Consider the following 25,968-nt stretch of genomic DNA (forward strand, 5'->3'; position numbering starts at 1 on the left):
AACTCCTAGCGTGCAAATTTCTTCGCCCCGAACACGCAGGCCACCACGCCGAGCGTGACAACAATCATCAGCGGGCTGACCTGCTCGTGCAGCAGAGACGCTGCCAGCGCCAGGCCGAAAAAGGGCTGCAGTAGCTGCAACTGCCCGACGGCAGCGATGCCGCCTTGGGCGAGGCCGCGGTACCAGAACACGAAGCCGATCAGCATGCTGAACAGCGAGACATAGGCGAGACCCATCCAGGCGCCGGAGCCGACGCCGGCGAAGGACGACGGCAGCGTCGCGAACGTCAGCACCAGCATGATCGGAAGCGAGATCGCCAGCGCCCAGCAGATCACCTGCCAGCCGCCCAGCCTGCGCGACAATGCCGCCCCCTCGGCATAGCCCAGGCCGCAGACGATGATGGCGGCCAGCATCAGGCCGTCGCCGACAGGTGAGGCCGTCACGCCTTGCATCAGGGCAAAACCGGCGACCAGCGCGCTGCCGATGCAGGAAAACAGCCAGAAGGCCGGGCGCGGACGCTCGCCACCGCGCAGCACGCCGAAGATCGCGGTGGCCAGCGGCAGCAGGCCGACGAAGATGATGGAATGGGCGGAGGTGACGTGCTTCAGCGCCAGCGCGGTGAGCAAGGGAAAGCCGACAACCACGCCAAGGGCGACGATCACCAGCGACAGAAAATCGCCGCGCTCCGGGCGTTTCTGCCGAAACAGCATCAGCATGGCGAGACCGAGAAGTCCGGCAATCGCGGCGCGGGCCGAAGTCAGGAATATCGGATCGAAATCGGCCACGGCCACGCGCGTTGCCGGCAGCGAGCCTGAGAAGATCAGCACGCCGATGAATCCGTTCATCCAGCCGCTCGCGGTTTTGTCCATTCCAGGCTCCATTGCTTTCGCCCTCTATCGGGCAAGTGCCTATGGTGCAGCCAGAGACAATGCAGTACAATTCCGCAAAACTGTAATGGCTATCAGAGCAATACAGATGACCGAACTCATTTTGGAAACCGGCAATGCGCACCCTCCTGTCGCGACCACGCTTGTGGAAACTGTCATGGCGACCATCCGCCAGCGGATATCGGCGCGCAGCCTGACGCCAGGCGCGCGGCTACCTTCGATCCGCGCCTTTGCCAAGGCCATGCAGGTGTCCAAGTCGACCGTGGTCGAAGCCTATGAGCGGCTCGCTGCCGAAGGCGCGATACGCTCACGGCCGGGCTCGGGTTTCTATGCCGCCGGATCGCTGGCGCCACTGTCGCTGGCCGAGATAGGCCCGCGGCTCGACCGCGCTGTCGATCCGCTGTGGGTCTCGCGCCAGTCGCTGGAAGCCGGCGACGAGATGCTGAAACCCGGCTGCGGCTGGATGCCGGCCTCATGGATGCCGCAGGGGGCCTTGCGCCGGGCGCTGCGCACCGTGGCGCGCGCCGACGATGTCGACCTAGCCGATTACGGCACGCCGCTCGGCCTGCCGCCGCTCAGGCAATTGCTCGCGCGGCGCATGGCTGGCCATGGCATCGAGGTCTCGCCCGAACAGATCATGCTGACCGAATCGGGCACGCAGGCCATCGATCTTCTGTGCCGCTTCCTGATCGAACCGGGCGATACCGTGCTAGTCGACGACCCCTGCTATTTCAATTTTCACGCGCTGCTGCGCGCCCACCGCGCCAAGGTCGTCAGCGTGCCCTACACGCCATCGGGGCCTGATATCGAGCTGTTCGCGCAGGCGCTCGCCGAGCACAGGCCGCGCCTCTACATCACCAATTCCGCCATCCACAACCCGACCGGCGCGATCCTGTCGCCGGTCACCGCGCACCGGCTGCTGAAGCTCGCCGACCAGTCGGACCTGACCATCGTCGAGGACGACATCTTCGCCGATTTCGAGCACAGCCCAGCGCCTCGGCTGGCGGCGTTCGACGGCCTCAACCGCGTCGTCCATATCGGCAGCTTCTCCAAGACGCTATCGGCGTCGGTTCGCTGCGGCTTCATCGCGGCACCGCGCGACTGGATCGAGCAACTCACCGACCTCAAGATTGCCACCACCTTCGGCGGCGGCCGGCTGGCGGCCGAACTGGTGCTGACGCTGCTTAGGGACGGCAGCTACCGCAAGCACATGGAATTGCTGCGCGCGCGGCTTTCCCGCGCCATGGGTGAGACGGGCGCGCGCCTGAAGGCGATCGGCATCACGCCCTGGATCGACCAACCGGCCGGCTTGTTCCTGTGGTGCAGCCTGCCGGATGGCGTGGATGCGGCTGAAATTGCTCGCCGTGCATTGGCCGACAACATCGTGCTGGCGCCCGGCAATGCATTCAGCCTGTCGGGAACCGCCAGCCGGTTCCTGCGCTTCAACGTTGCCCAGTGCCAGGACGAGCGGATTTTCAGGGTGCTCAAGGCGGCAATGGCGCGCTGAGCGCTCAGCGGGAGGCCGCGCAGACCTTCCGAACGCAATCTCGCAGCCAGCGTTGCGCCGGATCGGCATCGAGCCGTGGATGCCAGAGCATCGAGATGGTGACCTCCACCGTGGCGACCGGCAGCGGAAAGCTGACCATGCCGGCGCGTGCGCCTTGCGTGTGCCGTTCGGGCACGCTGGCAATAAGGTCCGAAGCGCGCGCCATGGCGAGTGCAGCCGAAAAGCCGGAGACCATGCACGCCACGGTTCGCTGCAGGCCGAGCAGCGCCAAAGTCTGATCGATCGGCCCTCTTTCCCGACCCCGCCGTGAAACGCTGATGTGGCGGCCGGCCGCGTAGCGTTCAGGCGTCACCGCGCCTTCGCTCAAGGGATGGCCGGCTCCTACGGCGCCGACGAACCGGTCACGGAACAGCGCCTGTATCAGCACTTCAGGTCCGGTCTCGCCGGCAACGCCGATTTCCAGATCGATCGCTGCGTCGCGCAACGAGGCGACATCCTTGTCGGCTTTCGGCGCAAATCGCAGCCGCACGCCCGGCGCCTCGGCCTGGATGCGAGCGACAAGACGCGGCCCGAACTCCTCGACGAACCCTTCATTGGTGCGCAGCGTGAAGATCTGGTTCAGCTTCGCGAGATCGAGAGGCCTGGCAGGGCGCAGCAACGTTTCTGCTTCCTGGACGACACGGCCGGTCTGCTGCCGCAATGCCTCCGCGCGCGGCGTCGGCACAAGGCCTCGACCGGCCCGAACCAGCAGCGGGTCGCCGGTCGCTTCGCGCAGTCGCGCCAGGGTGCGACTCATCGCCGAAGGGCTGAGCCGCAGCCGGGTTGCCGCGCGAGCCACGCTACCTTCGGTCAGCAGGACGTCGAGAGCGAACAGCAGATTGAGGTCGGGCGATGTCATTGGCGGATTGTAGCACATGCCATGGCGTTTGGTGCACGATTAAGATGCAAATGCTGCGCCTTCCGCCATTCCACCCTGACGACTAGATCTCCGACAGGTCCGGTTGCGGGACTGACAAGGAGGAAATCGCCATGGCAACTGCCGAGCAGAACGAGTGCGCATCGGCGCCGCAGAACACCCGGTCCGCAGGCCTGGCCCACTCTCCTGTCTTGGCATTGGCCAGCCTGTCGCTCGCCACGCTGCTGTCGTCGCTTGGAACCAGCATTGCCAGCGTCGGACTGCCTTCCCTCATGCAGGCGTTCGGTGCGCCGTTCCAGTCCGTGCAATGGGTGGTTCTCGCCTATCTGCTCGCCATCACGGCCCTGATCGTCAGCGCCGGCCGGCTGGCCGATATGGTCGGCCGCCGGCCGTTGCTGCTCGGCGGCATCGCGCTGTTCACACTGGCCTCGGTGCTCTGCGGCCTGGCGCCGACGCTCTGGCTGCTGATTGCGGCGCGCGCCGTGCAAGGGCTGGGTGCCGCGCTGATGATGGCGTTGACGCTGGCCTTTGTCGCGGAGACCGTGACCAAGGAGAGAACCGGCAGCGCCATGGGCCTGCTCGGCGCCATGTCGGCGATCGGCACGACGCTCGGACCCTCGCTCGGCGGCTTGCTGATCGCCGGCTTTGGCTGGCGGGCGCTCTTCCTCGTCAATGTGCCGCTCGGCCTCCTGACCTTTGCCCTCGCCTGGCTGGCCCTGCCTGCCCGCGGCAAGGCTGCGGGCGTTCAAGGCGGGTTCGACGCGATCGGGACGGTCTTGCTAGGCCTGACGCTCGCCGCCTATGCACTGGCCATGACGCTCGGCCACGGCCATTTCGGCGCCCTCAACACCGGCCTGCTGGTTGCCGCCGGCATCGGCGTCGTTCTGTTCGGCGTCGCGGAGAAGAGGGCGAAGAATCCCTTGATCCGGCTTGCCCGGTTGTACGACATCCGGCTCAGCGCCAGCCTCGCCACGAACCTCGTCGTCGCCACAGTGATGATGGCGACCCTGGTGGTCGCTCCATTCTATCTGTCGCGAGCGCTGCGGCTCAGTGCTGCGATGGTCGGCGTGGTCCTGTCGACAGGTCCGCTGGTCTCCGCGCTCTCGGCGCTCGTCGCCGGCCGCCTCACCGATCGCTTCGGCGCGCACAGGATGATGGCCGTCGGACTGTTCAGTCTTGCCGTCGGAACCTCATTGTTGTCGCTCGCCGCAACAAAACTCGGCATTGCCAGCTATATCGTGCCGATCGCCGTCACCTGCTTCGGGTACGCCCTGTTCCAGACATCCAACAATGCCGCCGTCATGAGCGGTGTCGCTGCCGGCGAGCGCGGCGTGGTGTCCGGCCTGCTCAATCTGTCGCGCAATCTCGGCCTGATCACCGGCGCATCGCTTATGGGCGCCATTTTTGCGGCTGCCTCGACGGGAGAACGGCAAAGCCAGGACATGCTGACCTCAGCGGCAGCCGCGCACGGCATGCAGGTTACCTTTCAGACGGCAACGGTCCTGGCGGTGGCTGCGCTGTTGCTGGCACTGCTCTCGACCCGCGCCGGCGGCAGGCTGTCGGTGCGGCAACAGCCATCATGACCGAAGATAGGGAGCTTACGCTCCCGCCCGCTTGCGCCGCTCATAAAGCATGACCAGCGTTTCGGCGGTCAGCGCCGGCCTCTGTTCGCCCTCGATCTCGACCGTATTGGCGGCCTTCATCAGATACTGGCCCGGCCCCTTGTCCTCCACCGACAACAGCGTCGTGCGCAGCCGGATGCGTGCGCCGACCCTGACGGGCGCCAGGAACCGCACCTTGTCGAAGCCGTAATTGAAGGCGGCTTGCGTGTTTTCGGGGACGATGCCCATGCCCAGCGCCAGCGCGCCGATGATCGACAGCGTCAGATAGCCATGCGCGATCGTGGTTCGAAATGGGCTCTGCCGCTTCGCCCGCTCCGGATCGACGTGGATCCACTGATGGTCGCCTGTGCATTCGGCAAACTGGTTGATGCGGTTCTGGTCGACGGTCGTCCATTCCGACACGCCGAGCTCCTGCCCGGCCATCGCCCTTAACTGCTCGAAGGTCGGCGGCGTTTTCGGCCGTAGTTCCGTCATTCCTGCTTTCCCGGTGGCTCCCAGTGCCTCGGACCACGAACGGACGGCTCCTGTCAATTCGCCCGTTGCGATTCCGTTCCGCCATTTTCCGCCAAACAGCGTCCCTCGTCCATGCTCATGCGCCGCAACCGGCCCACTCCTCTCATGGTTGCGTTGAGAGTCACTTCTTGTCATAGCCCGAGCGGATTTCCTCCATCGCTTCCTTGATGCGGCTGCGCAGGATTTCGATCGATTCGGTGCCGGATTTCTTGACCAGCTCGGCCACTTCGCCGGCATTTTTCAGGGCGGCTTCGAAGGATTTCCTGGCGAACTCCGCCTGTTTTGTCATCAGTTCCTGGGGATTGCCCGGCGCCTTGTAGCTCTGCGCCATGTCGCTGACTTCACGCAGCGTGTCCTGCAGCATCTCGCGCTGTCTGGACAACAATGAGGTCGCGCCGGCAGCTCCCGCCCGCGCCGATCTTTCCAGCGCCTCGAGGTTCTTGCGGTGATGCGCGAGGATCGCCTCGACATTCGGCACCTTCAGGTCACGGCCGAACCGGCTGAACATGTCCAGGAACGAATCGGAGTCGGGTTGTTTGGCCATTGCTCGTGCTCCCCAGTTGTCGCAAATGCTGAACCTCGAGCAATTCCAGGAAAAGTGTGAAACGGTTTTCCGTCAGGAATTGCGTCAAAACAAAGAGTTAGAGCAGGTCGCCGTTTCCTTGAAACGGTGAACTGTTCTGTTCTGGACAATAGCACTCGCGCGCCGTGTGTCCATTCGGACGCCCAAGCAATTCAGCGGCAAATGCAGCATCAGCCAGCGAGAAACAGCCTCTCCGCCGTGTAGAGCACGAGACCGGCCAGGCCGCCGATAATCATGCCATTGAAGCGGATATATTGCAGGTCCCTGCCGATGTTCATCTCGATCAGCCTCGTCAGCTGGGCAAGGTCCCAGCGCTTGACCTGATCGGCGATGAACGTCGACACACCGCTCTTCTGGCTCTCGACGAATGACGACAGCGCCACGACAAAGCCCTGGTTCATGTCGGCCCTGATCTGCGGATCGCCTGAGAGATGGCGGCCGACCTCGACGAACATGTTGGCGAGATGCGCGCGAACAATCGAATTCTCCGCCTTGGCGTCCTGTTCGATGAACAGGCTGAGGCTCTGCCACATGTCGCCGGCGAGCGACTTCACTTCCGGCCGCGCCAGGAAATCGCGCTTCAGCTTCTCGGCCCGTTTGGCGTATTGCTTCGAGGTTCTGAGCCGCTCGATGAAGCTGTGCGCGAAACGGTCGAATTCGGCGCGCATCGGATGGTCGGGGTCGGCCCGCACCTCGTCAAGCAGCGAACCGGCGGAAGCGACTATCTTCTTCAGCAGATAGGCGTCGGCTCTGAACAGGTTGAACAGCGACGGCAATTCCTCGCGGATTTTCTCGCGCATGGTCGCCAGCGCCTCTTCATCGTTCAGGAACCGGCCGATCACCCTGGTGAATTCGTCGAAGAGTTTCTGGTGGCGGCGGTCGTCGGTCAGTGCCGACAGCAATTCGGCCGCGAGCGGCGCCAGCGGCACCTTGTCGATCTGCTCCAGCATGCGGCTGGTGACGAAGCCGCGCAGGCCGGATTGCTCGATCGCCGCAAGCGTCTGCGGGACCAGCCGTACGACGAAGCGTGACAGGCCGGCAGAGCGTTCGGCGTCAGTCAGCCAGTCGGCGACGAGTGCTGCAAAATCGACCTCGGCCAGCTTTTCCCGCACCGGCTCCGGCGCCAGAAAATTGACCTCGATGAAGCGGCCCAGATTATCGGCGATGCGGTTCTGGTTCGCTGGGATGATGGCGGTGTGCGGGATCGGCAGGCCCAGCGGCCGCTTGAACAGCGCCACCACCGCGTACCAGTCGGCCAGGCCGCCAATGGTCGCCGCCTCGGCGAAGGCCGCCACGAAGCCCAGCCACGGATACTTGGCCTCGGACGATTTGGCCACGGCAAAAACCACGACGCAAAGCACCAGCGCAGCCGTGGCGAGGAACTTTGTCCGCCGCAACGCGAAAAGCTTGGCGCCCGTCTCGGCATCAAAACCGCCAGGCGCCAGGGACGAAGCCGATTGGGACATGATACGCCGCTCCTCATCGATCTCTTGGCTATCTGGCATGGGCTATTTAGGGGGTGTTTGGGCCCGTAGCATGATCGGATGGGCCGATTTCGTCCGGGGATTGCCGGTTTCGCACGCAAAGTTGACAAGAATGTTCATCTATCATGCAATCCCAGTCTGGAATTGTTCCAAGGTATAGGCCATATTCCGATCAGGCCAGTGTGGGCGAATCCGAAACTCCGGGTGAGAAAGCCGCACCAGCACAATCTAAAATCTGGTGCAGTTCCAGCGCGCCAGCACTCGGGTGAGGAATTAAATGCGGCTGACGCGCCAGACCAACTACGCCATGCGCATCCTGATGTATTGCGCCGCCAACAACGATCGCCTGAGCCGCATCCCCGAGATTGCGGCCGCCTATTCGGTGTCGGAGCTTTTCCTGTTCAAGATCCTGCAGCCGCTGGTCGAGCATGGCCTGGTCGAGACGGTGCGCGGCAGGAATGGCGGCGTGAGGATCGGCCGCCCCGCCGAGCAGATCAGCCTGTTCGACGTCGTACGGGTGACCGAAGAGAGCTTCGCCATGGCCGAGTGCTTCGAAAACGACGCCGCCGAATGCCCGCTGGTCGACAGCTGCCAGCTGAATTCGGCGCTGCGCGAGGCGCTCAACGCCTTCTTTGCCGTACTCTCCCGCTACACCATCGCCGATATGGTGGCGGCGCGCCCGAATGTGCGTCATTTGCTCGGCATCGACATGCTGGTCCAGCGAGCACCGGCCGCCTGAGTTTTCTAGTGCATGTCGCTCAAAAGTGGCCCCGGTTTTGAGACAACGACATGCATAAAGACAAAGACCTAAAGCGCGTCGCCTGAGTTCGTTCAAACGCGACGCGCTTTAGGCGGCTGACTGCGGCAAGACAAACGGCATGTTCGCCGCCGGCAACACACCGACCCTTAGCCGACAATCGAACACCTTTTCGATCAGATCGTCGCTCAGCACCTCCTGCGGTGAACCGTCGGCGGCGAGCCGGCCGCGATGCATCACGAAAATCCGGTCGGCATACATGGCCGTCAGATTGAGGTCGTGCAGGATGGCGATCACACCGCCGCCGCGCCGGGCGAAATCGCGGGCGATGTTCATGATGATCAGCTGGTGCTTGATATCAAGGCTGGAGACCGGCTCGTCGAGATAGAGATAGCGCGGCTTGCCGTCCAGCACCGGCGCCCAGACCTGGCACAGCACGCGCGCCAGCTGCACACGCTGTTGTTCGCCGCCCGAAAGCTCCTGATAGAAGCGGCCGGCAAAGCCGTCGAGGTCGACCCGCGCCAGCGCCCGCTCGGGCAGACGATCATCTTCGCCCGGCAGAACGCCGGAACGGCCGCCGATAAGGCCGAGCCTGACCACTTCGTGCACCGTGAAGGGAAAGGACAGCGTCGCGGCCTGCGGCAGCACGGCACGCACAGTGGCGGCCTCCACCGGCCTCATCGCCGTGAGATCGCGCCCGTTGACGGCCACTGTCCCCACAAACGCCAGATCGCCCGACAACGCCTTCAAAAACGTCGTCTTGCCCGAGCCGTTGGGTCCGACGACTGCCGCAATTTCGCCCGGCCGCGCGACGAAATCGACATTGGCAACAATGCGCTTGCCGCCGATCGCTACCGAGACATCGCGTGCTTCGATCATGCCGCCTCACAAGTCGATTACGCCGCGCTTGCGCAGCAGGATCCAGAGGAAGAACGGCGCGCCGGCGATCGCCGTGACGATGCCGATTGGCAATTCGGCCGGCGCCACGATGACGCGGGCAACTGCGTCGGCAAGAAGCAGCATCGAGGCGCCGAGCAGCGCCGATGCCGGCAAGAGATAGCGATTGTCCGGACCGATCAGCAGCCGCAAGAGATGCGGCACGACGATGCCGACAAAACCGATGCCTCCGCTGACTGCGACAGAGGCGCCGACCGCTGCCGAGACGCCGACGATCGTGGTGTATTTCAGCCGCTGTACCGGGATGCCGAGATGTCCGGCCGTCGCCTCGCCGAGCGCCAGGGCGTTGAGGCCTTTGGCCAGGAACGGCATTGCCGCAAGCGCCAGCACGATGATCGGCCCGACGGAAGCGATCTTCGGCCAGGTCGCGCCGCCAAGCGAGCCCAGCTGCCAGAAGGTCAGGTCGCGCAACTGCCGGTCGTCGGCCATGAAAATCAGGATACCGGTCAGCGCCATGGCAAGGGCTGCGAGCGCAATGCCGGCAAGCAGCATGGTGGCGACCGAGGTGCGCCCCTGCCGCGTGGCGACGCGGTAGAGCACCAGCGTGACCGCAAGGCCGCCGCAGAAAGCGGCGAGCGGCAAGGCCATGCCGCCGAGCGCCAAAGTGAGCGGCGCCAGCCATGTTGTGCCGAGCACGATGACGGCGACGGCGCCGAGGCTGGAACCGGCTGAAACGCCGATCAGGCCGGGATCGGCGAGCGGATTGCGAAACAGGCCCTGCATGACCGCGCCCGATACGGCCAGCGCCGCACCGATCACCACGCCGAGCAGCACGCGCGGCATGCGGATGTCGTAGACGATCAGCCGGTCGCGGGCGCCAAGCGCGGCGTCGGCCGGCACGGCGCCGGTTAGCCAGTCACGAATGACACCGACGGCCGATGCATCGGAAGCGCCCGACCTCAGAGACAGGAACAGCGAAAGGGCAAGGGCCACGCACAGGAGCAAAATAACCAGGCGCGCGCGCCCGGAACGATCGCCCTCGGCCATCTTGCGCGCCGCGCCGGCGACCGACTGATCCACCATCGGCTCAGTCCGTGACCTGGCTGCAATAGAGCGAGACTGCGAGATGGTGGATGGCATCGGCCGTGCGCGGCCCGAAGCCGAGCAGATAGCTGCCATCCATCAGGATCAGTTTGCGGCCTTCACCCGCCGGCGTCGAGGTGATCGACGGGATGGCGAAAAGCTCGGCCTCCGCAATCGGCGGTCCGGCATTTTTCATCGCCAGGATCACGTCCGGCCTGGCGGTTACGATGGCCTCGTCGGACATCTGCTTGTAGCCGGAAAAACCTTCGACGGCGTTGACCGCACCGGCGAGCTTGATGATGCCATCACCGGCGGTGTCGGTGCCGGCGGCCAGGATCTTGCCGCCCTGGATCGACAGCACGAACAGGATGCGCTTGCGCTGCTTGATCGACGCCGTCTGCTTCTCGGCCGCCTTCAGCTTGGCGTCGGTCTCAGCCACCAGCGTCTCGGCCTTGGCGTCGACGCCAAGCGCCTTGCCGACGATGCGGATCTTTTCCAGGATGCCGTCATGGCTGTAATGCTCGGGCACGTCGATGAACGGAACGCTCGACTTTTTCAGCACATCGACCGCTTCCTTCGGCCCACTGCCATGCAGCGCCAGAATGCCCGAAGGATTGACCGACAACACGCCTTCCGGCGACAGCTGGCGCATATAGCCGACGTCGGGCAGCGCGACCGCGGCGGCGGGGTAGCGGCTGGTCGAATCGCGGGCGACGAGATGACCTTCCTCGCCAAGCGCGTAGACGATCTCGGTGATCGAACCGCCGATCGCCACGATCCGCGACGTGTCGGCAAACACGGCCACGTTCTCGCTGGCCGGCACTGGGGCGGCAATAAACAGCGACAGGCCCATGGCCGCGGCAAGCGTCCTGAACAGTGAAATCATCGTCGTTTCCTCAGGCTGCGGTCGGGCTTGGAATGCGCGGCAGGTTCTCGGCAAGGAACCGCCAGTCGTCGCGCTCGCCCTCGCCTTCATGGCGCTTGCCGAAGAACTGGATGATCATCTTGCCGTCGGCGCCATAGGCTTCGAGCGAGGTAACATGACCGTCCTTGGTCGGTTTGCGCACCGCCCACACCTCCTGGATGTGGTCGGTGCGCAGATGCAGGTGGAACGTCTCGTCCATGACGTTGATCCACGGCCCCATCGGCTTGATCGACTTGACGGGACCGGAATGGATCTGGATGCAGCCTCGGTTTCCGACAAAACACATGATCGGCATGCCGTCGGCGGCGGCATGGTGGAACATGGCGCCGATGGCGTTATTGTCGAGCAGCCAGGCATAGTCCTGGCCGACCATGCGCACGGCCTGGTGGCGGGTGAGCTTCAGCGTTTTCAACATGCCAAAGAACTGGTGGACGTCGGTCAGCCGGCTCCAGCGGTCACGCAGATCGTCGGTGTCTGCGGCAACGCCCGACGTCTCCGCGTCGTCGTCGGCCAGGCCTGCGATAGACACAGTCGCCTCCTGGTTCGGCGATTCGAGTGCGGCCACGAGCTTCTGGTAGGCATAGAGATTGGACGCCGGCCGCAGATGCACCTTGTGCACCGCATCGCCGGCCGCGTCGAAGAATTGCAGGCTGCGGCGGATGTCGCCGCCGTCGCGCTTCTCGACGGCAAAGCCATGCGCCCAGACCTTTGGAAAGATACGCAGGTCGATGTTTTCGCCCAGTACCATGGCATTGTGCGCACCTGTGACAACCTTGTCGTAGACCCCGATCTTCTCGTGCACCGCGCTTTCGTTGCGGGTCAGTGCCATCACTTCGCCAACGGCATCGAGGCCGGTCAGCAGATCGTTGACCCTGGGCTCGACGCGCACGACACCGTCGCCGCAATGCGCGGCGACCAGTTCGGCTTCGGAAATACCGAGCTCGGCGGCAAGATCGCGCTCGCGCGCTTTCGGATTGTCTGCCCGCGCTCGCCGGATTTCATGCGGTGCGGGTTTTACGCGCTGGTCCATGTCCTGCTTACCTGTCCTGCCTGGCGTTTTGGCCTGCCTGGCTGTTTCATCACTTGTTGAGGATGAGCTTGCCCTGGCGGGTGATCTTCAGCCGATAGAGCGCGCCATGGTGCTCGATGCCAATCTCGTGCTCGCCCTGGAACAGCGTGTTGGAGGACAGCGTCCGCACCGCCAGCGGCACCCGGTCGAAGCGGGTCGGCGTCTCCTCGGAACGGCGGACGCGGTAACGGAAGTCGTTGGGATTGTGGGTGTTCATCTCTTTCGATCCCTTTCCTGTGCCGGGCAACTGGCTAGGCGTTGCAAAATGCCGATTCATTTCTTGACTTGAATAATCATGTTTATTAGTCAGTGCAATACCGGACTAAATGAGTCAACATTTAAGACGCCGGACAGAATGAAAAATGCCAGCGAGCGCCAAGCCAGCCAGCATCGAACCTGGAATTTTGGAGTTGGGGCATGGGCTTGGGAAATTGTGGACGACTGGGTCTGGCGAACGCCGATCCGGTGCATCGGCCTATGGCAAAGACAGTGGCAGTTTTGCTTGCCGGTGCGGCGGCGACCGCGCTGCTGACGCCGCCGGCCAGCGCCCAACAAGCCGCTCAGCCCGACCAGCAACAGGCCGACCAGGCCAGGAAAACCGAGGACACCAAGCCGGCGCCCGCCGGCGCGACCCTGCTGGACAAGATCCTCGTCATCAGCCGCACCGGCGAGACGGCAATCGAATCGCTGGCCTCGGCCAGCCATATCGACCAGGAACAGCTCGACCGCCGCATGGCGACGACGCCGAACGAAATGCTGCTCGGTGTGCCTGGTGTCGCCGTGCAGGCCGACGCACGGCGCGTCAGTTCCAGCATCAACATCCGCGGCCTGCAGGATTTCGGCCGCGTCGCGGTCATCGTCGACGGCGCCAGGCAGAATTTCCAGCGCTCCGACCACGGCACGCAGTCGACCTTCTATGTCGATCCCGAGCTCATCAAATCCGTCGATGTCATCCGCGGACCGGTCGCCAACACCTATGGCTCCGGCGCCATTGGCGGTGTCGTCTTCTTCGACACCAAGGATGCTGAGGACTTCTTGAAGCCCGGTGAGACCTGGGCGGGCTCCGTCACCGGACGCTATGAAAGCAATGGCAAGGGCTGGACCGCCAGCGCCAGCGGCGCCTACAAATTCAACGACGATTTGGATGTGCTGGGCAACATCGTCTACCGCGACTACGGCGACTACAAGAATGGCAGCGGCGACACCGTCGCCGGTACCGGTTTCGACGTGCTGAGCGGCCTGCTCAAGACCACAATCCGCCCGAGCGAGAACAGCGAATTGAAGCTCGGCTGGGTCGGCTCGAGCGACGGCTGGACGGAAACCAGCGGCGGCGTGCCGGCCAACGACGTCGACCTGAAGTCGAACACCTTCACCGCCCGCTACAACATCACTGACGACGCCAGGAGCTGGCTCGATCTCCACATCAACGCCTCCTACAACAAGACCAATCTCGACCTCGCCACGCTGGTCCCGCAGAACCGCTTCGATCCGTCGACCGGCCTTCCCGTGCTGCTGCCCGTCGGTTCGACCTCGACCTTCGACGTTGGCACGGCCGGCGTCGACATCTGGAACACGTCGCGCTTCGAAACAGCCGGTGTTGCGCACGAATTGACCTATGGCGGCGACTGGGTGGGTGACGATGTCGAGACCGGCGGCACCGCCGGCGGCGACAGCTTCTACACCCCATCGGGCAAGCGTAGTGTTTCGGGCGCCTACATCCAGGACAAGCTCACCTGGGACTGGCTCGAGGTCATTGCCGGGCTGCGTTACGACAATTACAGCCTGGAGGATTCCGACAATGGAACGTCAGGTGATCGTCTGTCGCCGCGCATCACCGTTGGTGTCACGCCCTTCGAAAGCGCCAGCCTGGCGGGCCTGCAGTTCTATGGCACCTACGCCGAAGGCTATCGCTCACCCTCGCTGACCGAAACGCTGATCAGCGGCAACCATCCGGCAGGCGTCACCTTCCCGTTCCTGCCCAACCCAAACCTGCGGCCTGAAACCGGCAAGACCACCGAGTTCGGCGTCAACTACAAGCTGAACGACCTTATCGAGGCCGGCGACGCGTTCCGGCTCAAGGCCGCCTACTTCCACAACGATGTCGACGACTACATCGAAGGCGTCACACTGTCGGCATTCGACCCGACCAGCGGCTGCCCGTTCGGCCCCGGCATTCCGATCTGCTTCCAGTACCAGAACGTCGCCCAGGCCAAGATAAACGGCTTCGAACTGGAAAGCGTCTACGATGCCGCCTGGGGTTATGCCGGGCTCTCCGCCTCGATCACCAACGGCCACACCATCTCCGATGAAGGTGAGCGCGCCGACCTTGCCACCATCCCGTCCTCGCAGGTCACCGGGCAGCTCGGCTTCCGCTTCCTTCAGGACAAGCTGACCGTCGGCGGCGAGGTGCAGTACAACGGCAAGCCGAAGGGCAACCCCGTAGCCAAGGATTATACTCTGGTCAACGCCTTCGCCAGTTACCAGGCCACCGACAATCTGAAGGTGGACTTCCGCGCCGACAATTTGTTCGACGTCAAATACACCAACCCGCTGAACGGCGGCACCACCGCCGTCATCTATGAACCCGGCATCACGCTGAAGCTGGCCGCAACCATGCGCTTTGGAGGCTGACACCCATGACAAGTTTGACGGCATCGCTTCGGCTCCTGACCTCGACGCTGGCGATGTCGCTTGGCTTGATGCCGGCGTGGGCTCAGTCCGCGCCGGCTCCGCAACTCAGCCTCGAGCTCAATGCCGCGCAGCCCTCCGAAAAGGGTTGCCGCCTGACCTTCGTCGTCAACAATGCGCTCGGCGCCGATCTTTCCAAGGCGGCATTCGAAATCGCGCTGTTCAACGAGGCCGGCATTGTCGACCGCCTGAGCGTGCTCGACTTCAAGGACCTGCCGGCCGGCAAGACCAAGGTGATCCGCTTCGACCTCGCCGGCACCGACTGCACCAAACTCAGCCGCGTGCTGATCAACAGCGCCACCGAATGCGCCGGCGTCGAACCGGGCGCCTGCATGCGCGGCCTGAAGACGCAGACCAAGACCGGTATCGCATTCGGCGTTTGAGATGGGTCTGCATCCCGCCTTCCTGCACGACAATGCGACACGACCCGTCGCAGCTCCGCCGTTATGGCCGGCAACCGATCTTGATTTGACAATCCCGCCGCGCTCGCGGCAGGTCTCGCCGCGAACCATGCAGGACATCACCCCCCTCCCCGACGCTGGCAACGAACCGGCGATAACAATGGACGAGCTCGTACAGCCGGCGGCCGCGGACCGCAAATGGACTGTGGCGATCGTCGCGTCCTGCCTGCTCCATGCCGCTGCCGCAGCGGCGTTCATGGTCGCACCCGCCGGGACATTCGATACCGGAAAGGCAATACAGGCCGAAGGCGCCGATCGATCAGGCGCAGACGTCCTCGGCACCGCTTTGCAAAACCCGGTACCCGACGCAGTGGATGTTACCCTGGTAACCGATCCTCAGCCGGCCAACCCCGTCCAACCCACGCCGCAAACCGAGGCGCCTCAAGCCGTAGAGGAGCCGGCGGCGCCCAAATCTGCGCCGGAAGCTGCCAAGCAGGTAGTCGTCGCTCCGGATGCACCGACGGCTGCCATCCCGGATGATCAAAGTGTCGCCCCGGAGGGTGAGACGCCTGCACCGTCACCGGTTCAAACGCAGAGTTCGGAGGCGTCTCCCGCCAATGAGCCTGCCGTTGAATTGCCTACCGCGAGGCCACCAGTCCCAAGCCCGAGGCCAAGTACATCAATATCAGGCGCACCAATACCGGGAGAGACTGGCGGCACGGCAGATGGCGAGGAGCGCGAGGCAACGGCGGTTGCCAGCAAAGGCGGAAAACAGGGCGCGGCGGGCAATTCGATGGAATCCGGCTACAGCGTTGAAGTTCAGAACAAGCTTGTCCGCGCCAACCGCCACGTTTCGAAGGCGGTTCAAGCCAAGGCTCGCAACAATGCCAGGGTCTATTTCGTCGTCATGGCCGACGGCAGCGTCAGCGACTTGCAGCTTGTCGAAAGTTCAGGGTCTGCCGAGCTAGACCAGTTCGCTTTGAAACTGGTGCGCCAGCAAGCCCCGTTCCCGCCCATTCCACCCGAGACCGGATTATCAAGTTGGGTGTTCAGGGCGCGGATCGGTCCGTTTTAACCAGCTCGCAGACCTTCGCCAAATGTCGTCGTCCACCAATTCAAGAGGAAGCCCAATGTACATCGCCATGAACCGCTTCAAGGTCCAGAACGGCTCGGAGACTGCCTTCGAGGATGTCTGGAAGAACCGCGATTCCAGCCTTTCGAAGATGGAAGGCTTCAGGGAATTCCACTTGCTGCGCGGCCCGGTCAACGAGGCCGAGGGTTACACGCTGTTTGCCTCGCACACGGTGTGGGCAAGCCATGAGGATTTCGTCGCCTGGACCAAATCCGAGAATTTTCGCGCCGCCCATCGCAACACCGGCACCTCGAAGGTGCATTATCTCGGCCATCCGCAGTTCGAAGGCTTTTCGGTTGTCGAAGGCGCCTGATTGAGATTTCACCCGTCGACGAGATCTGACGACCTGCAGATGCCGTCATGTTCCGGTTGAATTCCGGCCGCCCAGTCGCCGAAGCCACTGGGCAATGTGCAGGCGCAGCCGCCGCCAGGGCTGTCCGCGTGTCAGGTAGCGCGCCAACCGCGGATCACCGGCCAACTCCGGGAACTGGCGCACATGCTGCGTCAGGAATGCAGGTATGAAATTGCGCCCGTTGAGATCGCTGAGCCAGGCAGAATTCGCCAGCAAATAGTCTGCGGCATCCGCCGCCAACACGCTCCTGTAGCTCCTGTATGCAGGCGTTTGCCGCACATTGCCGCCAGCAAAAGCAGTTCCGGTGGACAGGTTGGAGCCATGCAGGCGATAGAGCCCGAGACCTTCTGACAGGATGAGGCTGCCGCCGGCCTGGTGCGCGAGTGTCGCCGTCAGATAATCCGTCCCGACCTTGGCCTTGAACGGGAAGGACAATACCGGTTCCAGCGCGCCACGCCGGTACATGATCGCCGAGCATTGCGACCACAGCCAGCCCGTCACCGCAGGTGCGAAATAGGTTACCGGATGCTCCGATGCGTAGGCGATCCCGGGCGCCATGCCGGCAAGCCGGCCACCGGGCGCGATGGCGACGCCACTGCGATCCGCTCCGGACCGCGGTTTGCGCAAGGCAAGGAAGGTACCGCCCAGCAAGGTGCCGTCGCCATCGACAAGGAACACATCGGAACTCGACAGTGCGGCCGAATGCGTCGTGTTGAGGTGGGCGGACAGATGAGCGAGGAGAAAATCCGGCAGCCACACGTCATCGGCGTCGAGAAACGCGACGAAGGGCGCGTCGGTTGCGGCAAAGCCGTCGCGGAATCCCGCGGTCTGGCCGCCATTCTCCGTGCGCGCCAACAGGCGCAGGCGCGGGTCTTCTATATCCCTTAGAAGCTGTCGGACATGGTCGGCCGAGCCGTCCGTCGAGGCATCGTCGACGATGACGCATTCCCAATTCCGGTAGGTCTGCGCAAGCACCGAGCGGATCGCCTGTTCGACGTACGGCCGATAGTTGAAGCAGGTGATGACCACCGCCACGCGCGGCAGCTCAAACGGTCGGGACGTGTCTTCCATCTGTTCGGCTGCCCCGCTCGAGTTGCTCTCTGTCCCTTGCGCATACCCTTGCAACCCGACGCAGGCAAGCGAGCCGCGAAAAGCCCCCTAGGCCGCCGCGAGCAGGCTGGCATTGCCGCCGGCAGCCGTGGTGTCGACGCAGACAGCGCGTTCATGCGCATAGGCCGCCGGGTTGAGCACCTCGCTGACCAGCGGCACGATCGGCCCGCTGCGGTCGGCAATGACCTTGCGCACGATCCGCGCCGCCTCGGGCCTGCCCGAGAAGGCGACGACATGGACGCGCAGCGAACGCGCTTCGACTGGGTCTGGCCGACCGTCTATGGCCGCCAGCGGCAACCCCTTGCCGGTCAGCGCCGACAGTGCCGCCGGCGCGCCCGGCGCCACGGCCAGCACCGCATTGCCGGCGGCCAGCGCCTGGATCGTCTGGGCAAGCAGCGTGTCGGCGTCCGGACCGAGGCACAGCACCCGGCCACGCGGCGACAGCGACAGCGTGTTGGCCTCGCCGGTCGGTCCGGGCAGGTCGACCTGGCCGAAATCGATGGCGGCTGCAGCGCCGATGGCTGCAGCGCCCTTGCCGCGCAGATGTTTTCTCAAAATGGCGATGCGGTCCGGCCTCGTCGACCAGCCGCCAAGCGTCGGATCGGGCAGATTGTCGGCCAGTTCGGTCGCCGTCACCTTGTGGCCCTCGGCAATCTCCGTGCCCGCCTCCGGCCCTTTGCGGAACCGCCGGAGATAATGCGGCCCGCCGGCCTTCGGCCCGGTGCCCGAAAGCCCCTCGCCCCCAAAGGGCTGCGAACCGACGACGGCGCCGATCTGGTTGCGGTTGACATAGATGTTGCCGGCATGGATGCCGTCGACGAAATGCTGGACGCGGCCTTCTATGCGGGTGTGCAGGCCGAAGGTCAGGCCATAGCCCTTGCGGTTGATGGCGGCGATGACGGCGTCGATCCCGTCGGCGTCGAAGCTGGCGACATGCAGCACCGGACCGAACACTTCGCGCTCCATCTCCTCGATGCCCTTGACCCGGAACACATGCGGCGCAACGAAGCGGCCGTCCTTCGGTGCTTCGAGCTTGGCAATCAACCGGCCCTGCAGCCCCATCTTGGTGCAATACTCGCGGATCGATTCCTGCGCCTCGTCATCGATGACCGGCCCGACATCGGTCGAAATCTGCCAGGGATCGCCGATGGTGAGCGCTTCCATGGCGCCCTTCAGCATCTCCAGCATCTTCTTCTCGACATCCTTCTGCACGTAGAGCACGCGAAGCGCCGAACAGCGCTGGCCTGCACTCTGGAAAGCCGATGCCAGTATGTCGCGCACCGCCTGTTCGGGCAGTGCTGTGGAATCGACGATCATGGCATTGAGACCGCCGGTCTCGGCGATCAGCATGGCGTCCGGCGCGGCCGTCTCGGCCAGTTGCTTCTCGATCAGCTTTGCAACCTCGGTCGAGCCGGTGAAGCAGACGCCGGCAATGCGCGGATCCGCGGTTAGCGGTCCGCCGACCCCCGGACCGTCGCCCGGCAGAAGCTGGATGACATCTTCCGGAACGCCGGCCTCGCGCAGCAGCTCGACGGCGCGGAAGGCGATCAGCGGCGTCTGTTCGGCTGGCTTGGCGATGACCGAATTGCCGGTGACGAGCGCTGCCGCGATCTGGCCGGTGAAGATGGCGAGCGGGAAATTCCACGGCGAAATGCACACGATCGCGCCGCGCGCCTCGCTGCCCGCTTCGTTGTTGGCCGCTTCGGCAGCGTAGTAGCGCAGGAAGTCGACGGCTTCGCGCACTTCAGCCACGCCGTCGGCCAGCGACTTGCCGGCTTCCCTTGTAGCCAGCGCGAAAAACTCGACCGCATTGGCCTCATAGAGGTCGGCGGCGCGGTTGAGGATGGCGGCGCGCTCGGCAACGGGACGCTTCGCCCAGGCCGGCTGCGCTTCCACAGCAAAGCGCACCGCGGTCGCGACCTGCTTGGCAGCGGCTTCGGCGACCGTGCCGACGATCTCGGCAGGCTTTGCCGGATTGACCACCGGGCGCTGCTTGCCGTAGCCGGCGGCGCGCGTCATCGGCTTGGCATGCCAGCGCTCGGGCCCGGCAAAGGCCGCCTTGGCCTTGTCGATCGCCGCCAGCGTCACCGGATCGGTGATGTCGAACCCCTTCGAGTTGCGCCGACCAGCGCCGAAGATCGTCGCAGGACGAGCGATTGCCGGATTGGCGGCGGGGCCCTGGCTCTCGACCGTCTCGAGCGGATCGCGCGCAATATCCTCCGGCTCGACGTCCTCGTCGGTGAGCTGATGGACGAAGGAGGAGTTGGCGCCATTCTCCAGCAGGCGGCGAACCAGATAGGCCAAGAGGTCGGAGTGCGCGCCGACCGGCGCATAGATGCGGCAGCGCGTGCCTTCGGCCCGGCGAACCGTCTCATGCAGCGCTTCGCCCATGCCGTGCAGGCGCTGGAATTCGAAAGCGTCACGGTTGTCAGCCATCGACAGGATGGCGGCGACGGTATGGGCATTGTGCGTGGCGAATTGCGGATAGATGCGGTCGGTCATCGACAGCAACTTCCTGGCGCAGGCCATGTAGGAAACATCGGTGTTGGCCTTGCGGGTGAAGACGGGGTAGCCGGAAAGCCCGAGCGTCTGTGCCCGCTTGATCTCGGTGTCCCAATAGGCGCCCTTGACCAGCCGCACCATGATGTTGCGGTCGTACTTTTCCGCCAGCGCATAGAGCCAGTCGATGGTGAAGGCCGCGCGCGGGCCGTAGGCCTGGACGACGACGCCAAAGCCATTCCAGCCGGCAAGCTCCGGCTCGGACAACACACGCTCGATGATGTCGAGCGACAGGTCGAGCCGGTCGGCCTCCTCGGCGTCGATGTTGAGGCCCATGCGCGAATGGCGTGCGGCCAGCGCCAGCGACAGCAGCCGCTCGGCCATCACCGGCAGCATCTTTTCCTTCTGTGCCTCTTCGTAGCGCGGATGCAGCGCCGACAGTTTGACCGAGATGCCGTGGTTCTGGCGGATATCGGGACCGTTGGAGCCTGAATCGAGCGAGGAGATCGCATCGGCATAGGCCTTGAGGTAGCGCAGCGCGTCGGCCTCGGTGCGGGCCGCCTCGCCCAGCATGTCGAAGGAATAGAGATAACCTTTCTGGATCATCGACTTGCCGCGCTTGACGGCTTCCGCAATGGTGCGGCCGAGCACGAACTGCTCGCCCATTTCGCGCATGGCGGCGGCGACCGCCTTGCGGATCACCGGTTCGCCCAGTCGGCGAACCATCGAGCGCAGCGTGCCTTCAATGCCGCCCTCGCCTTCGTCGAGCACACGGCCGGTCAGCATCAGCGCCCAGGTCGAGGCGTTGACGAAGATCGAGCTCGAACCGCCCGAATGCGCCGACCAGTCATGCGGTGCGATCTTGTCGGCGATCAGGTCGTCCATAGTCTCGGTGTCAGGCACGCGCAGCAGTGCCTCGGCCAGGCACATCAGCGCCACTCCTTCCTTGGTGGAGAGGCCGTAGGCCGAGAGAAAAACCTCCATCAGCCGCGGGTCGGACGAGCCGCGCACCGCGCGCACCAGATCCGCGGCACGGGCCGAGACGGCTTTGCGGTCATCGGCCGAAAGTTCTGTCGCGGCAGCCAAGCGCTTCACAGCCGCGTCTTCGTCGGGCAGGTAGTTGGCGCGGATCTGCTGGCGGATGGTGTCGAGCGGCATGGCGGTCCCTGCGGAGCAAGCATCTGTGAGCGGGCCGGCGGTCGCCGGACCGAATGGCGCAAGCTAGCACAGAGCCGCATTTTCAGCCGGTCCAAAGAAATCGACATGGCAGGCCGAGCGGTCTATCATTGCAGCTAAATTGTTATCAAATGGACTGTGATATCCGTGACAGAAGACCAATTGGACCGCATCGACAAAAACATCCTGTCGGCGCTGGCGCGCGACGGGCGGCTATCCATGTCTGGACTGGCCGGCAAGGTCGGCCTGTCGAAGACGCCGGTGCAGGCGCGGGTGAAGCGCCTGGAGAAGGACGGCTATATCAGGGGCTATCAGGCGATCATCGATCGCGAGCGCATGGGCGAAGGCCATGTCGCCTTCGTCCAGGTCAAACTGTCGGACACACGCTCGGCCGCGCTCGATGCTTTCAATCGCGCGGTGCAGGCCGTGCCGGAGATCGAGCAGTGCCACATGATGGCGTCGAGCTTCGATTATCTTCTGAAGGTCCGCACCACGGACATCGCCGCCTATCGCCGTGTCCTCGGCGAGCGCATCTCGGCATTGCCGCATGTTGCGCAGACTTCAACCTTCGTGGCCATGGAGACGGTGAAGGATCGCTGACTCACTCCGACAGCGTCTTCAAAAACGCCACCAGCGCCGCGCGTTCGCGGTCCGACAGTTGCAGCGGGTGGACCTCGGAGGTGCCCTCGACGCTCGCCTCCGCCTTCGCATAGTGCGCCACCACCTCCTCCAGCGTGGAGAACTGTCCGGCATGCATATAGGGCGGCCGTGTCGCCGCGCCCCGCAGCGACGGCGTCTTGTAGGCGCGCATCAGTTCGGGTGCTGCCTTGACGATGAAGCGCAGCTCGCCGCAGGCGCCGGCGTCGCCATCGCGGAAGGCGCCGAAGCAGTTGAATGGGTCGGCCTGAACCTGGGCCACCGCATCGAAACGGCCGCGATCCAATGGCAAATCCCTGACCGGCGGCACGCCGGTGTTGTGGAAAGCGTTGTCGGTGAAGCGCGGGCCGTTATGGCAGGTGACGCAATTGGCCTTGCCGATGAACAGTTTCAGCCCGAGCATCTCCTCCGGCGAAAAGGCATCGTCGGCTTTCGGCTTGGCGCCTGACGCAAGATCGATGGCAAAGCGGTCAAAGCGCGTTTGTGCCGGTTCGACCGACCGTTCGAAGGCGGCGATCGCCTTGCCGATGTTGGAAAAGACGCGGTTGACGTCGTCCATTTCCGCCGCGGTCATTGCCTTCCATGCCGCCTGCTCGGCCTCGTTGCCGAGCGGGCTGGCGTTGGCCGGCACGGCGGAAAGATCCGGCAGTGGCCCGAAGATGCGCTCGTAGCGCGCACCAAAGCGCTTCTGGATGTAATGGGCGAAGGCGGCGCGGTTCCCCGCCTGCTCAAGCGGGTTTTCCAGCGGCGTCAGCGCCTGCGCCCACAGGCTGTCGCGCCGTCCATCCCAGAAGAACCACGGATTGCGGGCAATGCCGGCCAGCGGCATCGAGCGCCTGTTGGTTCGGCCGACGCCGACGGATTGCGGCAGGTCATCCTGGAACTGCCGGTCGATCTTGTGGCAGGTCGAGCAGGATACGTTCCCGTCACGGCTCATCCCCTGGTCGAAGAACAGAGTGGAGCCCAAGGCGGCGGCGGCCGGCACGTCGGCGAAGCGGTTGGTGGTGTCTGGTTTGAGCGCCGGCAAGGTGTTCAGCGCCAGCGAAGCGATGGTCTTCTTCTCGGCATCGGAAAAGTCCGGCTTGCCGCAGCCGGCAACGAGCAAAACCGCAGCCAAGGCCAGAAGGCGCAACAGGCGGTTCATCCGCTCACAGCACCACATTGAAGACGACCGTGTCGGAACCGGCCGCCGCCGAAATGGCGAAGCGCAACTGCCACACGCCGCTCATGGTGAATTTCAGCCCCTCGATCCGGTAGCGCCCCTCGCCAAGATAGTCGGTCGCCTGCGGACTGGTCGGCAAGCCGTGATTGTGCTGCGGCATGCCGCCGGACACCGAGATCGCCGCACCTTCCACGGAATCGCCGTTGACCGTCTTCAGGGTCAGCAACCAGGATTGCAGTTCGCCTTGCCGGATAACGCCGCGTTCCGGCTGAATGCTGGCGACAAACAAGCCGTTCGCCGTCTTCTTCGAGCGCGAAACATCGGGGCCCGGCGCCGACTGCGGCGCGGTCAGATAGACGATCGCCAATATGCCAGCCAGCAAGGCGGCCAGACCAACGCCCGCAAGAAGATAACGCCATATCGATGCCAAACCGGTTCCTCTTTTGGGCATAACGTCTCGGGAAGCAATTCGCGTCCCGCCGCTTCTGTGGGAAAACGCTTCTGGCGCAAAAAACCGCCGCCGCCAAGCATGGCGCTGCCGGCCGCAAAAAGCTACAGCAGCGAACTGATCCGGAGACAGATACATGGCAGCAGACGGCGTCGCTTCGATCGGTGAATGCATGCTCGAACTGTCCGGCCAGGCCGGGCCGAACTGGCGCATGGGCTTTGCCGGCGACACGTTCAACACGCTGTGGGCGCTGCATGCGCTGAGCGGCAAGCGGCCGGCGACCTATGTCTCGGCCTTCGGCGACGATCCCTTCTCGCAGGGCCAGATTTCGTTCTTCGCCGAAAACGGCATCGGCATCGGCGCCAGCCCGGTCATCCCAGGCGCGCGGCCCGGCCTCTACGCCATCACCTTGACCGGCGCCGAACGCGCCTTCACCTATTGGCGCAGCGACGCGGCGGCCAGGCGGCTTGCCTCGGACCCGGCCGCCTTGGCAAAAAGCCTTGAAAGCCAGGCGCTTGTGTATTTTTCCGGAATCACTTTGGCAATTCTGGATGCCGCCGCGCGCAAGACGTTGCTGGCAGAAGTGGCCAAGGCGCGGGCCGCCGGTTCGCTCGTCGCCTTCGACCCCAACTACCGGCCGCGCCTGTGGCAGAGCCGCGAGGAGGCGCAAGCCGCGATACTCGACGCGCTTGCCGTCGCCGACATCGCGCTGCCGACCTTTCCCGACGAGCAGATGCTGTTTGGCGACACGGCATCGCAAGCGACCGCCGAACGGTTCGGAAAACTCGTCGGCGAAGTCGTCGTCAAGAATGGCGAGAAGCCCGCGCTGATCGCCACTGGCGGAGCCCTGCAGCCGGTTCCGGCCCAGCATGTCGCCACCCCGGTCGACACCACCGGCGCCGGCGATTCCTTCAATGGCGGCTATCTCGCCGCCCGGCTTGCCGGCCATGCCCCGGCGGATGCCGTGCAGCGCGCGCATCGCGTCGCCGCCGCTGTCGTGCAGGTGCGAGGCGCGCTGGCGCCGTTCGAGGTTCTAAGAACCGCTTTCGAGGGCTAGTCTAAGACCTTAGGGAAGCCTGAAACGATATTCCGTCACCTGATGATAGATCTGGCCCGGCCACAGCGTGGCCTGCGGGAAATAGGGCCGGTTCGGCGCGTCGGGCCAGGTCTGCGCTTCCAGGCAAAAGCCGGAAAACGCCTTGTAGCGCCGTCCGTCCAGGCCGCCCGAGGTCGGCGCGACATACTGGCCGGTGTAAAGCTGCAGGCCCGGCTCGGTGGTCCAGACTTCCATCTCGACGCCGGAATTGGCGCCTTGCGCCCACGCCACCTGGTGAAGCGGGCCCCGGGCTGACGCCAGGCAGAAATTGACGTCGTAGGGAAGCTGCTCGCCTTCCGTTTCCATGCGCAGCGGCCGCGCCTGGCGGAAGTCGAAGGGCGTGCCGTCGACAGGTTTGACGACGCCGGTCGGGATCATCTCGCCATCGACAGGCGTATAGGCGCCGGCGTTCAGCATCAGCCGGTGGTCGAGAATGTCGCCGGCGCCGCCATCGTCGAGATTGAAATAGGAATGCTGCGCCAGATTGCACAGCGTCGGCTCCTCGCAAGTGGCGGTCAGTTCCATCGAGAGCGTGCCGGGAATCTTCAGCCGGTAGGTGCAGGTGACGTCGAGCGCGCCGGGAAAGCCCATCGTGCCCTCAGGATCGTGCAGGGTCAGGGTGACAAAATCCCGGCCGTGCAGCGAAACCGTCCACGGCCGATGGAAGAAGCCCTCCGAGCCGCCATGCAGCGTGTGCTTGCCGAGGAAATTGCGCTCGGTCTGGTAGCGCTGGCCGGCAATGGTGAAGCGGCCGTCGCGGATGCGGTTGGCATAGCGGCCGACGACCGCGCCGAAGAAGGCCCGGTCAGTCTCGTAAGGCTCGAAGCGATCGTAGCCCAGCACCAGCGGCGCGTCGTGCCCGGCGAGCCGCAGATCCTGGATGATTGCGCCGAGCCCGATGATGTTGGCGCTGACGCCGCCGCCCCGGATGGTGAAACGGCGAACGGGTTCGCCTGCCTGCGTCGTGCCGAAGACTTCGCCGTCCTTCATCGCTATGTCCAAAT

Annotated in this window: 24 protein-coding genes; 9 read left to right on the top strand and 15 right to left on the bottom strand. The window is 64.4% G+C overall.

All coding sequences use genetic code 11. From position 1 onward, the window contains the following. Window positions 1-5: 5 nt before the first annotated feature. Window positions 6-869: a DMT family transporter gene (locus NKH54_RS27125; protein WP_023672632.1), complete on the bottom strand. Its 864-nt coding sequence runs from the start codon at window positions 867-869 to the stop codon at window positions 6-8. A 106-nt stretch (window positions 870-975) separates the two neighbouring features. On the opposite strand from NKH54_RS27125, the gene NKH54_RS27130 reads away from it, so the two are divergent. Then, window positions 976-2,394 (top strand): aminotransferase-like domain-containing protein, encoded by a 1,419-nt coding sequence (locus NKH54_RS27130; RefSeq protein WP_023739060.1) that lies wholly within the window; start codon window positions 976-978, stop codon window positions 2,392-2,394. 4 nt (window positions 2,395-2,398) lie between these two features. On the opposite strand, the gene NKH54_RS27135 is transcribed toward NKH54_RS27130, so the two are convergent. Next, window positions 2,399-3,292, bottom strand: a complete 894-nt coding sequence (locus tag NKH54_RS27135; RefSeq protein ID WP_023714388.1) for a LysR family transcriptional regulator — start codon at window positions 3,290-3,292, stop codon at window positions 2,399-2,401. A gap of 131 nt (window positions 3,293-3,423) precedes the next feature. Here NKH54_RS27135 and NKH54_RS27140 point away from each other — a divergent pair, with 131 nt between their 5' ends. Further along, a complete protein-coding gene (locus tag NKH54_RS27140; RefSeq protein WP_353029372.1) occupies window positions 3,424-4,893 on the top strand; it encodes an MFS transporter in 1,470 nt (489 codons plus the stop codon). Between the two features lie 15 nt (window positions 4,894-4,908). Here NKH54_RS27140 and NKH54_RS27145 read toward each other — a convergent pair whose 3' ends face one another. The 3 genes from NKH54_RS27145 to NKH54_RS27155 all read right to left on the bottom strand — a co-directional run bounded on the left by NKH54_RS27145 (window position 4,909) and on the right by NKH54_RS27155 (window position 7,494). Then, the gene (locus NKH54_RS27145; RefSeq protein WP_023681725.1) at window positions 4,909-5,406 is read right to left on the bottom strand and encodes a MaoC family dehydratase; all 498 of its coding nucleotides are present in this window, start codon (window positions 5,404-5,406) and stop codon (window positions 4,909-4,911) included. Window positions 5,407-5,566: 160 nt separating this feature from the next. Further along, complete coding sequence (locus tag NKH54_RS27150; protein WP_023672638.1) at window positions 5,567-5,989, bottom strand: phasin family protein; 423 nt, start codon at window positions 5,987-5,989, stop codon at window positions 5,567-5,569. 209 nt (window positions 5,990-6,198) lie between these two features. Further along, window positions 6,199-7,494, bottom strand: coding sequence for a DUF445 domain-containing protein (locus tag NKH54_RS27155; protein ID WP_023733728.1), 1,296 nt, complete (start codon window positions 7,492-7,494; stop codon window positions 6,199-6,201). Between the two features lie 295 nt (window positions 7,495-7,789). Here NKH54_RS27155 and rirA point away from each other — a divergent pair, with 295 nt between their 5' ends. Next, the gene (gene rirA, locus NKH54_RS27160) at window positions 7,790-8,251 is read left to right on the top strand and encodes an iron-responsive transcriptional regulator RirA (protein ID WP_023672640.1); all 462 of its coding nucleotides are present in this window, start codon (window positions 7,790-7,792) and stop codon (window positions 8,249-8,251) included. A gap of 108 nt (window positions 8,252-8,359) precedes the next feature. Here rirA and NKH54_RS27165 read toward each other — a convergent pair whose 3' ends face one another. From NKH54_RS27165 to hemP, 5 genes are read right to left on the bottom strand one after another with little or no spacing between them, the layout of a single operon-like run. Continuing rightward, window positions 8,360-9,148: a heme ABC transporter ATP-binding protein gene (locus NKH54_RS27165; RefSeq protein WP_023707864.1), complete on the bottom strand. Its 789-nt coding sequence runs from the start codon at window positions 9,146-9,148 to the stop codon at window positions 8,360-8,362. A 6-nt stretch (window positions 9,149-9,154) separates the two neighbouring features. Next, window positions 9,155-10,249 carry a FecCD family ABC transporter permease gene (locus NKH54_RS27170; RefSeq protein WP_353029373.1) on the bottom strand — a complete coding sequence of 365 codons (1,095 nt, stop codon included), beginning with the start codon at window positions 10,247-10,249 and terminating at the stop codon, window positions 9,155-9,157. A gap of 4 nt (window positions 10,250-10,253) precedes the next feature. Continuing rightward, window positions 10,254-11,135 carry a heme/hemin ABC transporter substrate-binding protein gene (locus NKH54_RS27175; RefSeq protein ID WP_027050319.1) on the bottom strand — a complete coding sequence of 294 codons (882 nt, stop codon included), beginning with the start codon at window positions 11,133-11,135 and terminating at the stop codon, window positions 10,254-10,256. Between the two features lie 10 nt (window positions 11,136-11,145). Then, window positions 11,146-12,204 (bottom strand): hemin-degrading factor, encoded by a 1,059-nt coding sequence (locus tag NKH54_RS27180; protein WP_027050318.1) that lies wholly within the window; start codon window positions 12,202-12,204, stop codon window positions 11,146-11,148. A 49-nt stretch (window positions 12,205-12,253) separates the two neighbouring features. Further along, window positions 12,254-12,460, bottom strand: a complete 207-nt coding sequence (gene hemP / locus NKH54_RS27185) for a hemin uptake protein HemP (RefSeq protein WP_023673860.1) — start codon at window positions 12,458-12,460, stop codon at window positions 12,254-12,256. Between the two features lie 260 nt (window positions 12,461-12,720). Between hemP and NKH54_RS27190 the strand changes: the two genes are divergently transcribed. The 4 genes from NKH54_RS27190 (at window position 12,721) to hmuQ (ending at window position 16,777) form a co-directional block, all read left to right on the top strand. After that, complete coding sequence (locus tag NKH54_RS27190) at window positions 12,721-14,874, top strand: TonB-dependent hemoglobin/transferrin/lactoferrin family receptor (protein ID WP_353029374.1); 2,154 nt, start codon at window positions 12,721-12,723, stop codon at window positions 14,872-14,874. 5 nt (window positions 14,875-14,879) lie between these two features. Further along, the gene (locus NKH54_RS27195) at window positions 14,880-15,314 is read left to right on the top strand and encodes a hypothetical protein (protein ID WP_023710743.1); all 435 of its coding nucleotides are present in this window, start codon (window positions 14,880-14,882) and stop codon (window positions 15,312-15,314) included. 274 nt (window positions 15,315-15,588) lie between these two features. Continuing rightward, window positions 15,589-16,407, top strand: a complete 819-nt coding sequence (locus tag NKH54_RS27200) for an energy transducer TonB family protein (RefSeq protein WP_245269758.1) — start codon at window positions 15,589-15,591, stop codon at window positions 16,405-16,407. Window positions 16,408-16,462: 55 nt separating this feature from the next. After that, window positions 16,463-16,777, top strand: a complete 315-nt coding sequence (gene hmuQ, locus NKH54_RS27205; protein ID WP_023688161.1) for a heme-degrading protein HmuQ — start codon at window positions 16,463-16,465, stop codon at window positions 16,775-16,777. A gap of 45 nt (window positions 16,778-16,822) precedes the next feature. Here the strand turns inward: hmuQ and NKH54_RS27210 are convergent, their stop codons facing one another. Together NKH54_RS27210 and putA are read right to left on the bottom strand one after the other, a co-directional pair. Beyond that, window positions 16,823-17,887, bottom strand: coding sequence for a glycosyltransferase (locus tag NKH54_RS27210; RefSeq protein WP_023688160.1), 1,065 nt, complete (start codon window positions 17,885-17,887; stop codon window positions 16,823-16,825). An 87-nt stretch (window positions 17,888-17,974) separates the two neighbouring features. After that, entirely contained in the window at window positions 17,975-21,583 is a 3,609-nt protein-coding gene (gene putA, locus NKH54_RS27215; RefSeq protein ID WP_353029375.1) for a bifunctional proline dehydrogenase/L-glutamate gamma-semialdehyde dehydrogenase PutA, read from the bottom strand. A 165-nt stretch (window positions 21,584-21,748) separates the two neighbouring features. Between putA and NKH54_RS27220 the strand changes: the two genes are divergently transcribed. After that, window positions 21,749-22,201, top strand: a complete 453-nt coding sequence (locus NKH54_RS27220; protein ID WP_023818076.1) for an Lrp/AsnC family transcriptional regulator — start codon at window positions 21,749-21,751, stop codon at window positions 22,199-22,201. 1 nt (window position 22,202) lies between these two features. Here the strand turns inward: NKH54_RS27220 and NKH54_RS27225 are convergent, their stop codons facing one another. Together NKH54_RS27225 and NKH54_RS27230 are read right to left on the bottom strand one after the other, a co-directional pair. After that, entirely contained in the window at window positions 22,203-23,402 is a 1,200-nt protein-coding gene (locus NKH54_RS27225; RefSeq protein WP_027050313.1) for a cytochrome-c peroxidase, read from the bottom strand. A 4-nt stretch (window positions 23,403-23,406) separates the two neighbouring features. After that, window positions 23,407-23,850, bottom strand: a complete 444-nt coding sequence (locus NKH54_RS27230) for a FixH family protein (protein ID WP_023735257.1) — start codon at window positions 23,848-23,850, stop codon at window positions 23,407-23,409. 154 nt (window positions 23,851-24,004) lie between these two features. Between NKH54_RS27230 and NKH54_RS27235 the strand changes: the two genes are divergently transcribed. Then, the gene (locus NKH54_RS27235; protein ID WP_353029376.1) at window positions 24,005-24,925 is read left to right on the top strand and encodes a sugar kinase; all 921 of its coding nucleotides are present in this window, start codon (window positions 24,005-24,007) and stop codon (window positions 24,923-24,925) included. Between the two features lie 9 nt (window positions 24,926-24,934). Here the strand turns inward: NKH54_RS27235 and NKH54_RS27240 are convergent, their stop codons facing one another. Next, the gene (locus tag NKH54_RS27240) at window positions 24,935-25,960 is read right to left on the bottom strand and encodes an aldose epimerase family protein (protein WP_023681740.1); all 1,026 of its coding nucleotides are present in this window, start codon (window positions 25,958-25,960) and stop codon (window positions 24,935-24,937) included. Window positions 25,961-25,968: the final 8 nt, after the last annotated feature.

The sequence above is a fragment of the Mesorhizobium sp. M1004 genome, from assembly GCF_040318795.1.
Lineage (GTDB): Bacteria > Pseudomonadota > Alphaproteobacteria > Rhizobiales > Rhizobiaceae > Mesorhizobium.

What these genes read in the sequence shown, in the direction of transcription:
- rirA (WP_023672640.1), top strand. Translation starts at nt 7,790, where the DNA reads ATGCGGCTGACGCGCCAGACCAACTACGCCATGCGCATCCTGATGTAT.
- NKH54_RS27190 (WP_353029374.1), top strand. Translation starts at nt 12,721, where the DNA reads ATGGCAAAGACAGTGGCAGTTTTGCTTGCCGGTGCGGCGGCGACCGCG.
- NKH54_RS27175 (WP_027050319.1), bottom strand. Translation starts at nt 11,135, where the DNA reads ATGATTTCACTGTTCAGGACGCTTGCCGCGGCCATGGGCCTGTCGCTG.
- hemP (WP_023673860.1), bottom strand. Translation starts at nt 12,460, where the DNA reads ATGAACACCCACAATCCCAACGACTTCCGTTACCGCGTCCGCCGTTCC.
- NKH54_RS27155 (WP_023733728.1), bottom strand. Translation starts at nt 7,494, where the DNA reads ATGTCCCAATCGGCTTCGTCCCTGGCGCCTGGCGGTTTTGATGCCGAG.
- NKH54_RS27180 (WP_027050318.1), bottom strand. Translation starts at nt 12,204, where the DNA reads ATGGACCAGCGCGTAAAACCCGCACCGCATGAAATCCGGCGAGCGCGG.
- NKH54_RS27170 (WP_353029373.1), bottom strand. Translation starts at nt 10,249, where the DNA reads ATGGTGGATCAGTCGGTCGCCGGCGCGGCGCGCAAGATGGCCGAGGGC.
- NKH54_RS27235 (WP_353029376.1), top strand. Translation starts at nt 24,005, where the DNA reads ATGGCAGCAGACGGCGTCGCTTCGATCGGTGAATGCATGCTCGAACTG.
- NKH54_RS27145 (WP_023681725.1), bottom strand. Translation starts at nt 5,406, where the DNA reads ATGACGGAACTACGGCCGAAAACGCCGCCGACCTTCGAGCAGTTAAGG.
- NKH54_RS27225 (WP_027050313.1), bottom strand. Translation starts at nt 23,402, where the DNA reads ATGAACCGCCTGTTGCGCCTTCTGGCCTTGGCTGCGGTTTTGCTCGTT.
- NKH54_RS27200 (WP_245269758.1), top strand. Translation starts at nt 15,589, where the DNA reads ATGGTCGCACCCGCCGGGACATTCGATACCGGAAAGGCAATACAGGCC.
- NKH54_RS27195 (WP_023710743.1), top strand. Translation starts at nt 14,880, where the DNA reads ATGACAAGTTTGACGGCATCGCTTCGGCTCCTGACCTCGACGCTGGCG.
- NKH54_RS27135 (WP_023714388.1), bottom strand. Translation starts at nt 3,292, where the DNA reads ATGACATCGCCCGACCTCAATCTGCTGTTCGCTCTCGACGTCCTGCTG.
- NKH54_RS27140 (WP_353029372.1), top strand. Translation starts at nt 3,424, where the DNA reads ATGGCAACTGCCGAGCAGAACGAGTGCGCATCGGCGCCGCAGAACACC.
- NKH54_RS27130 (WP_023739060.1), top strand. Translation starts at nt 976, where the DNA reads ATGACCGAACTCATTTTGGAAACCGGCAATGCGCACCCTCCTGTCGCG.
- NKH54_RS27165 (WP_023707864.1), bottom strand. Translation starts at nt 9,148, where the DNA reads ATGATCGAAGCACGCGATGTCTCGGTAGCGATCGGCGGCAAGCGCATT.
- putA (WP_353029375.1), bottom strand. Translation starts at nt 21,583, where the DNA reads ATGCCGCTCGACACCATCCGCCAGCAGATCCGCGCCAACTACCTGCCC.
- NKH54_RS27210 (WP_023688160.1), bottom strand. Translation starts at nt 17,887, where the DNA reads ATGGAAGACACGTCCCGACCGTTTGAGCTGCCGCGCGTGGCGGTGGTC.
- hmuQ (WP_023688161.1), top strand. Translation starts at nt 16,463, where the DNA reads ATGTACATCGCCATGAACCGCTTCAAGGTCCAGAACGGCTCGGAGACT.
- NKH54_RS27125 (WP_023672632.1), bottom strand. Translation starts at nt 869, where the DNA reads ATGGACAAAACCGCGAGCGGCTGGATGAACGGATTCATCGGCGTGCTG.
- NKH54_RS27150 (WP_023672638.1), bottom strand. Translation starts at nt 5,989, where the DNA reads ATGGCCAAACAACCCGACTCCGATTCGTTCCTGGACATGTTCAGCCGG.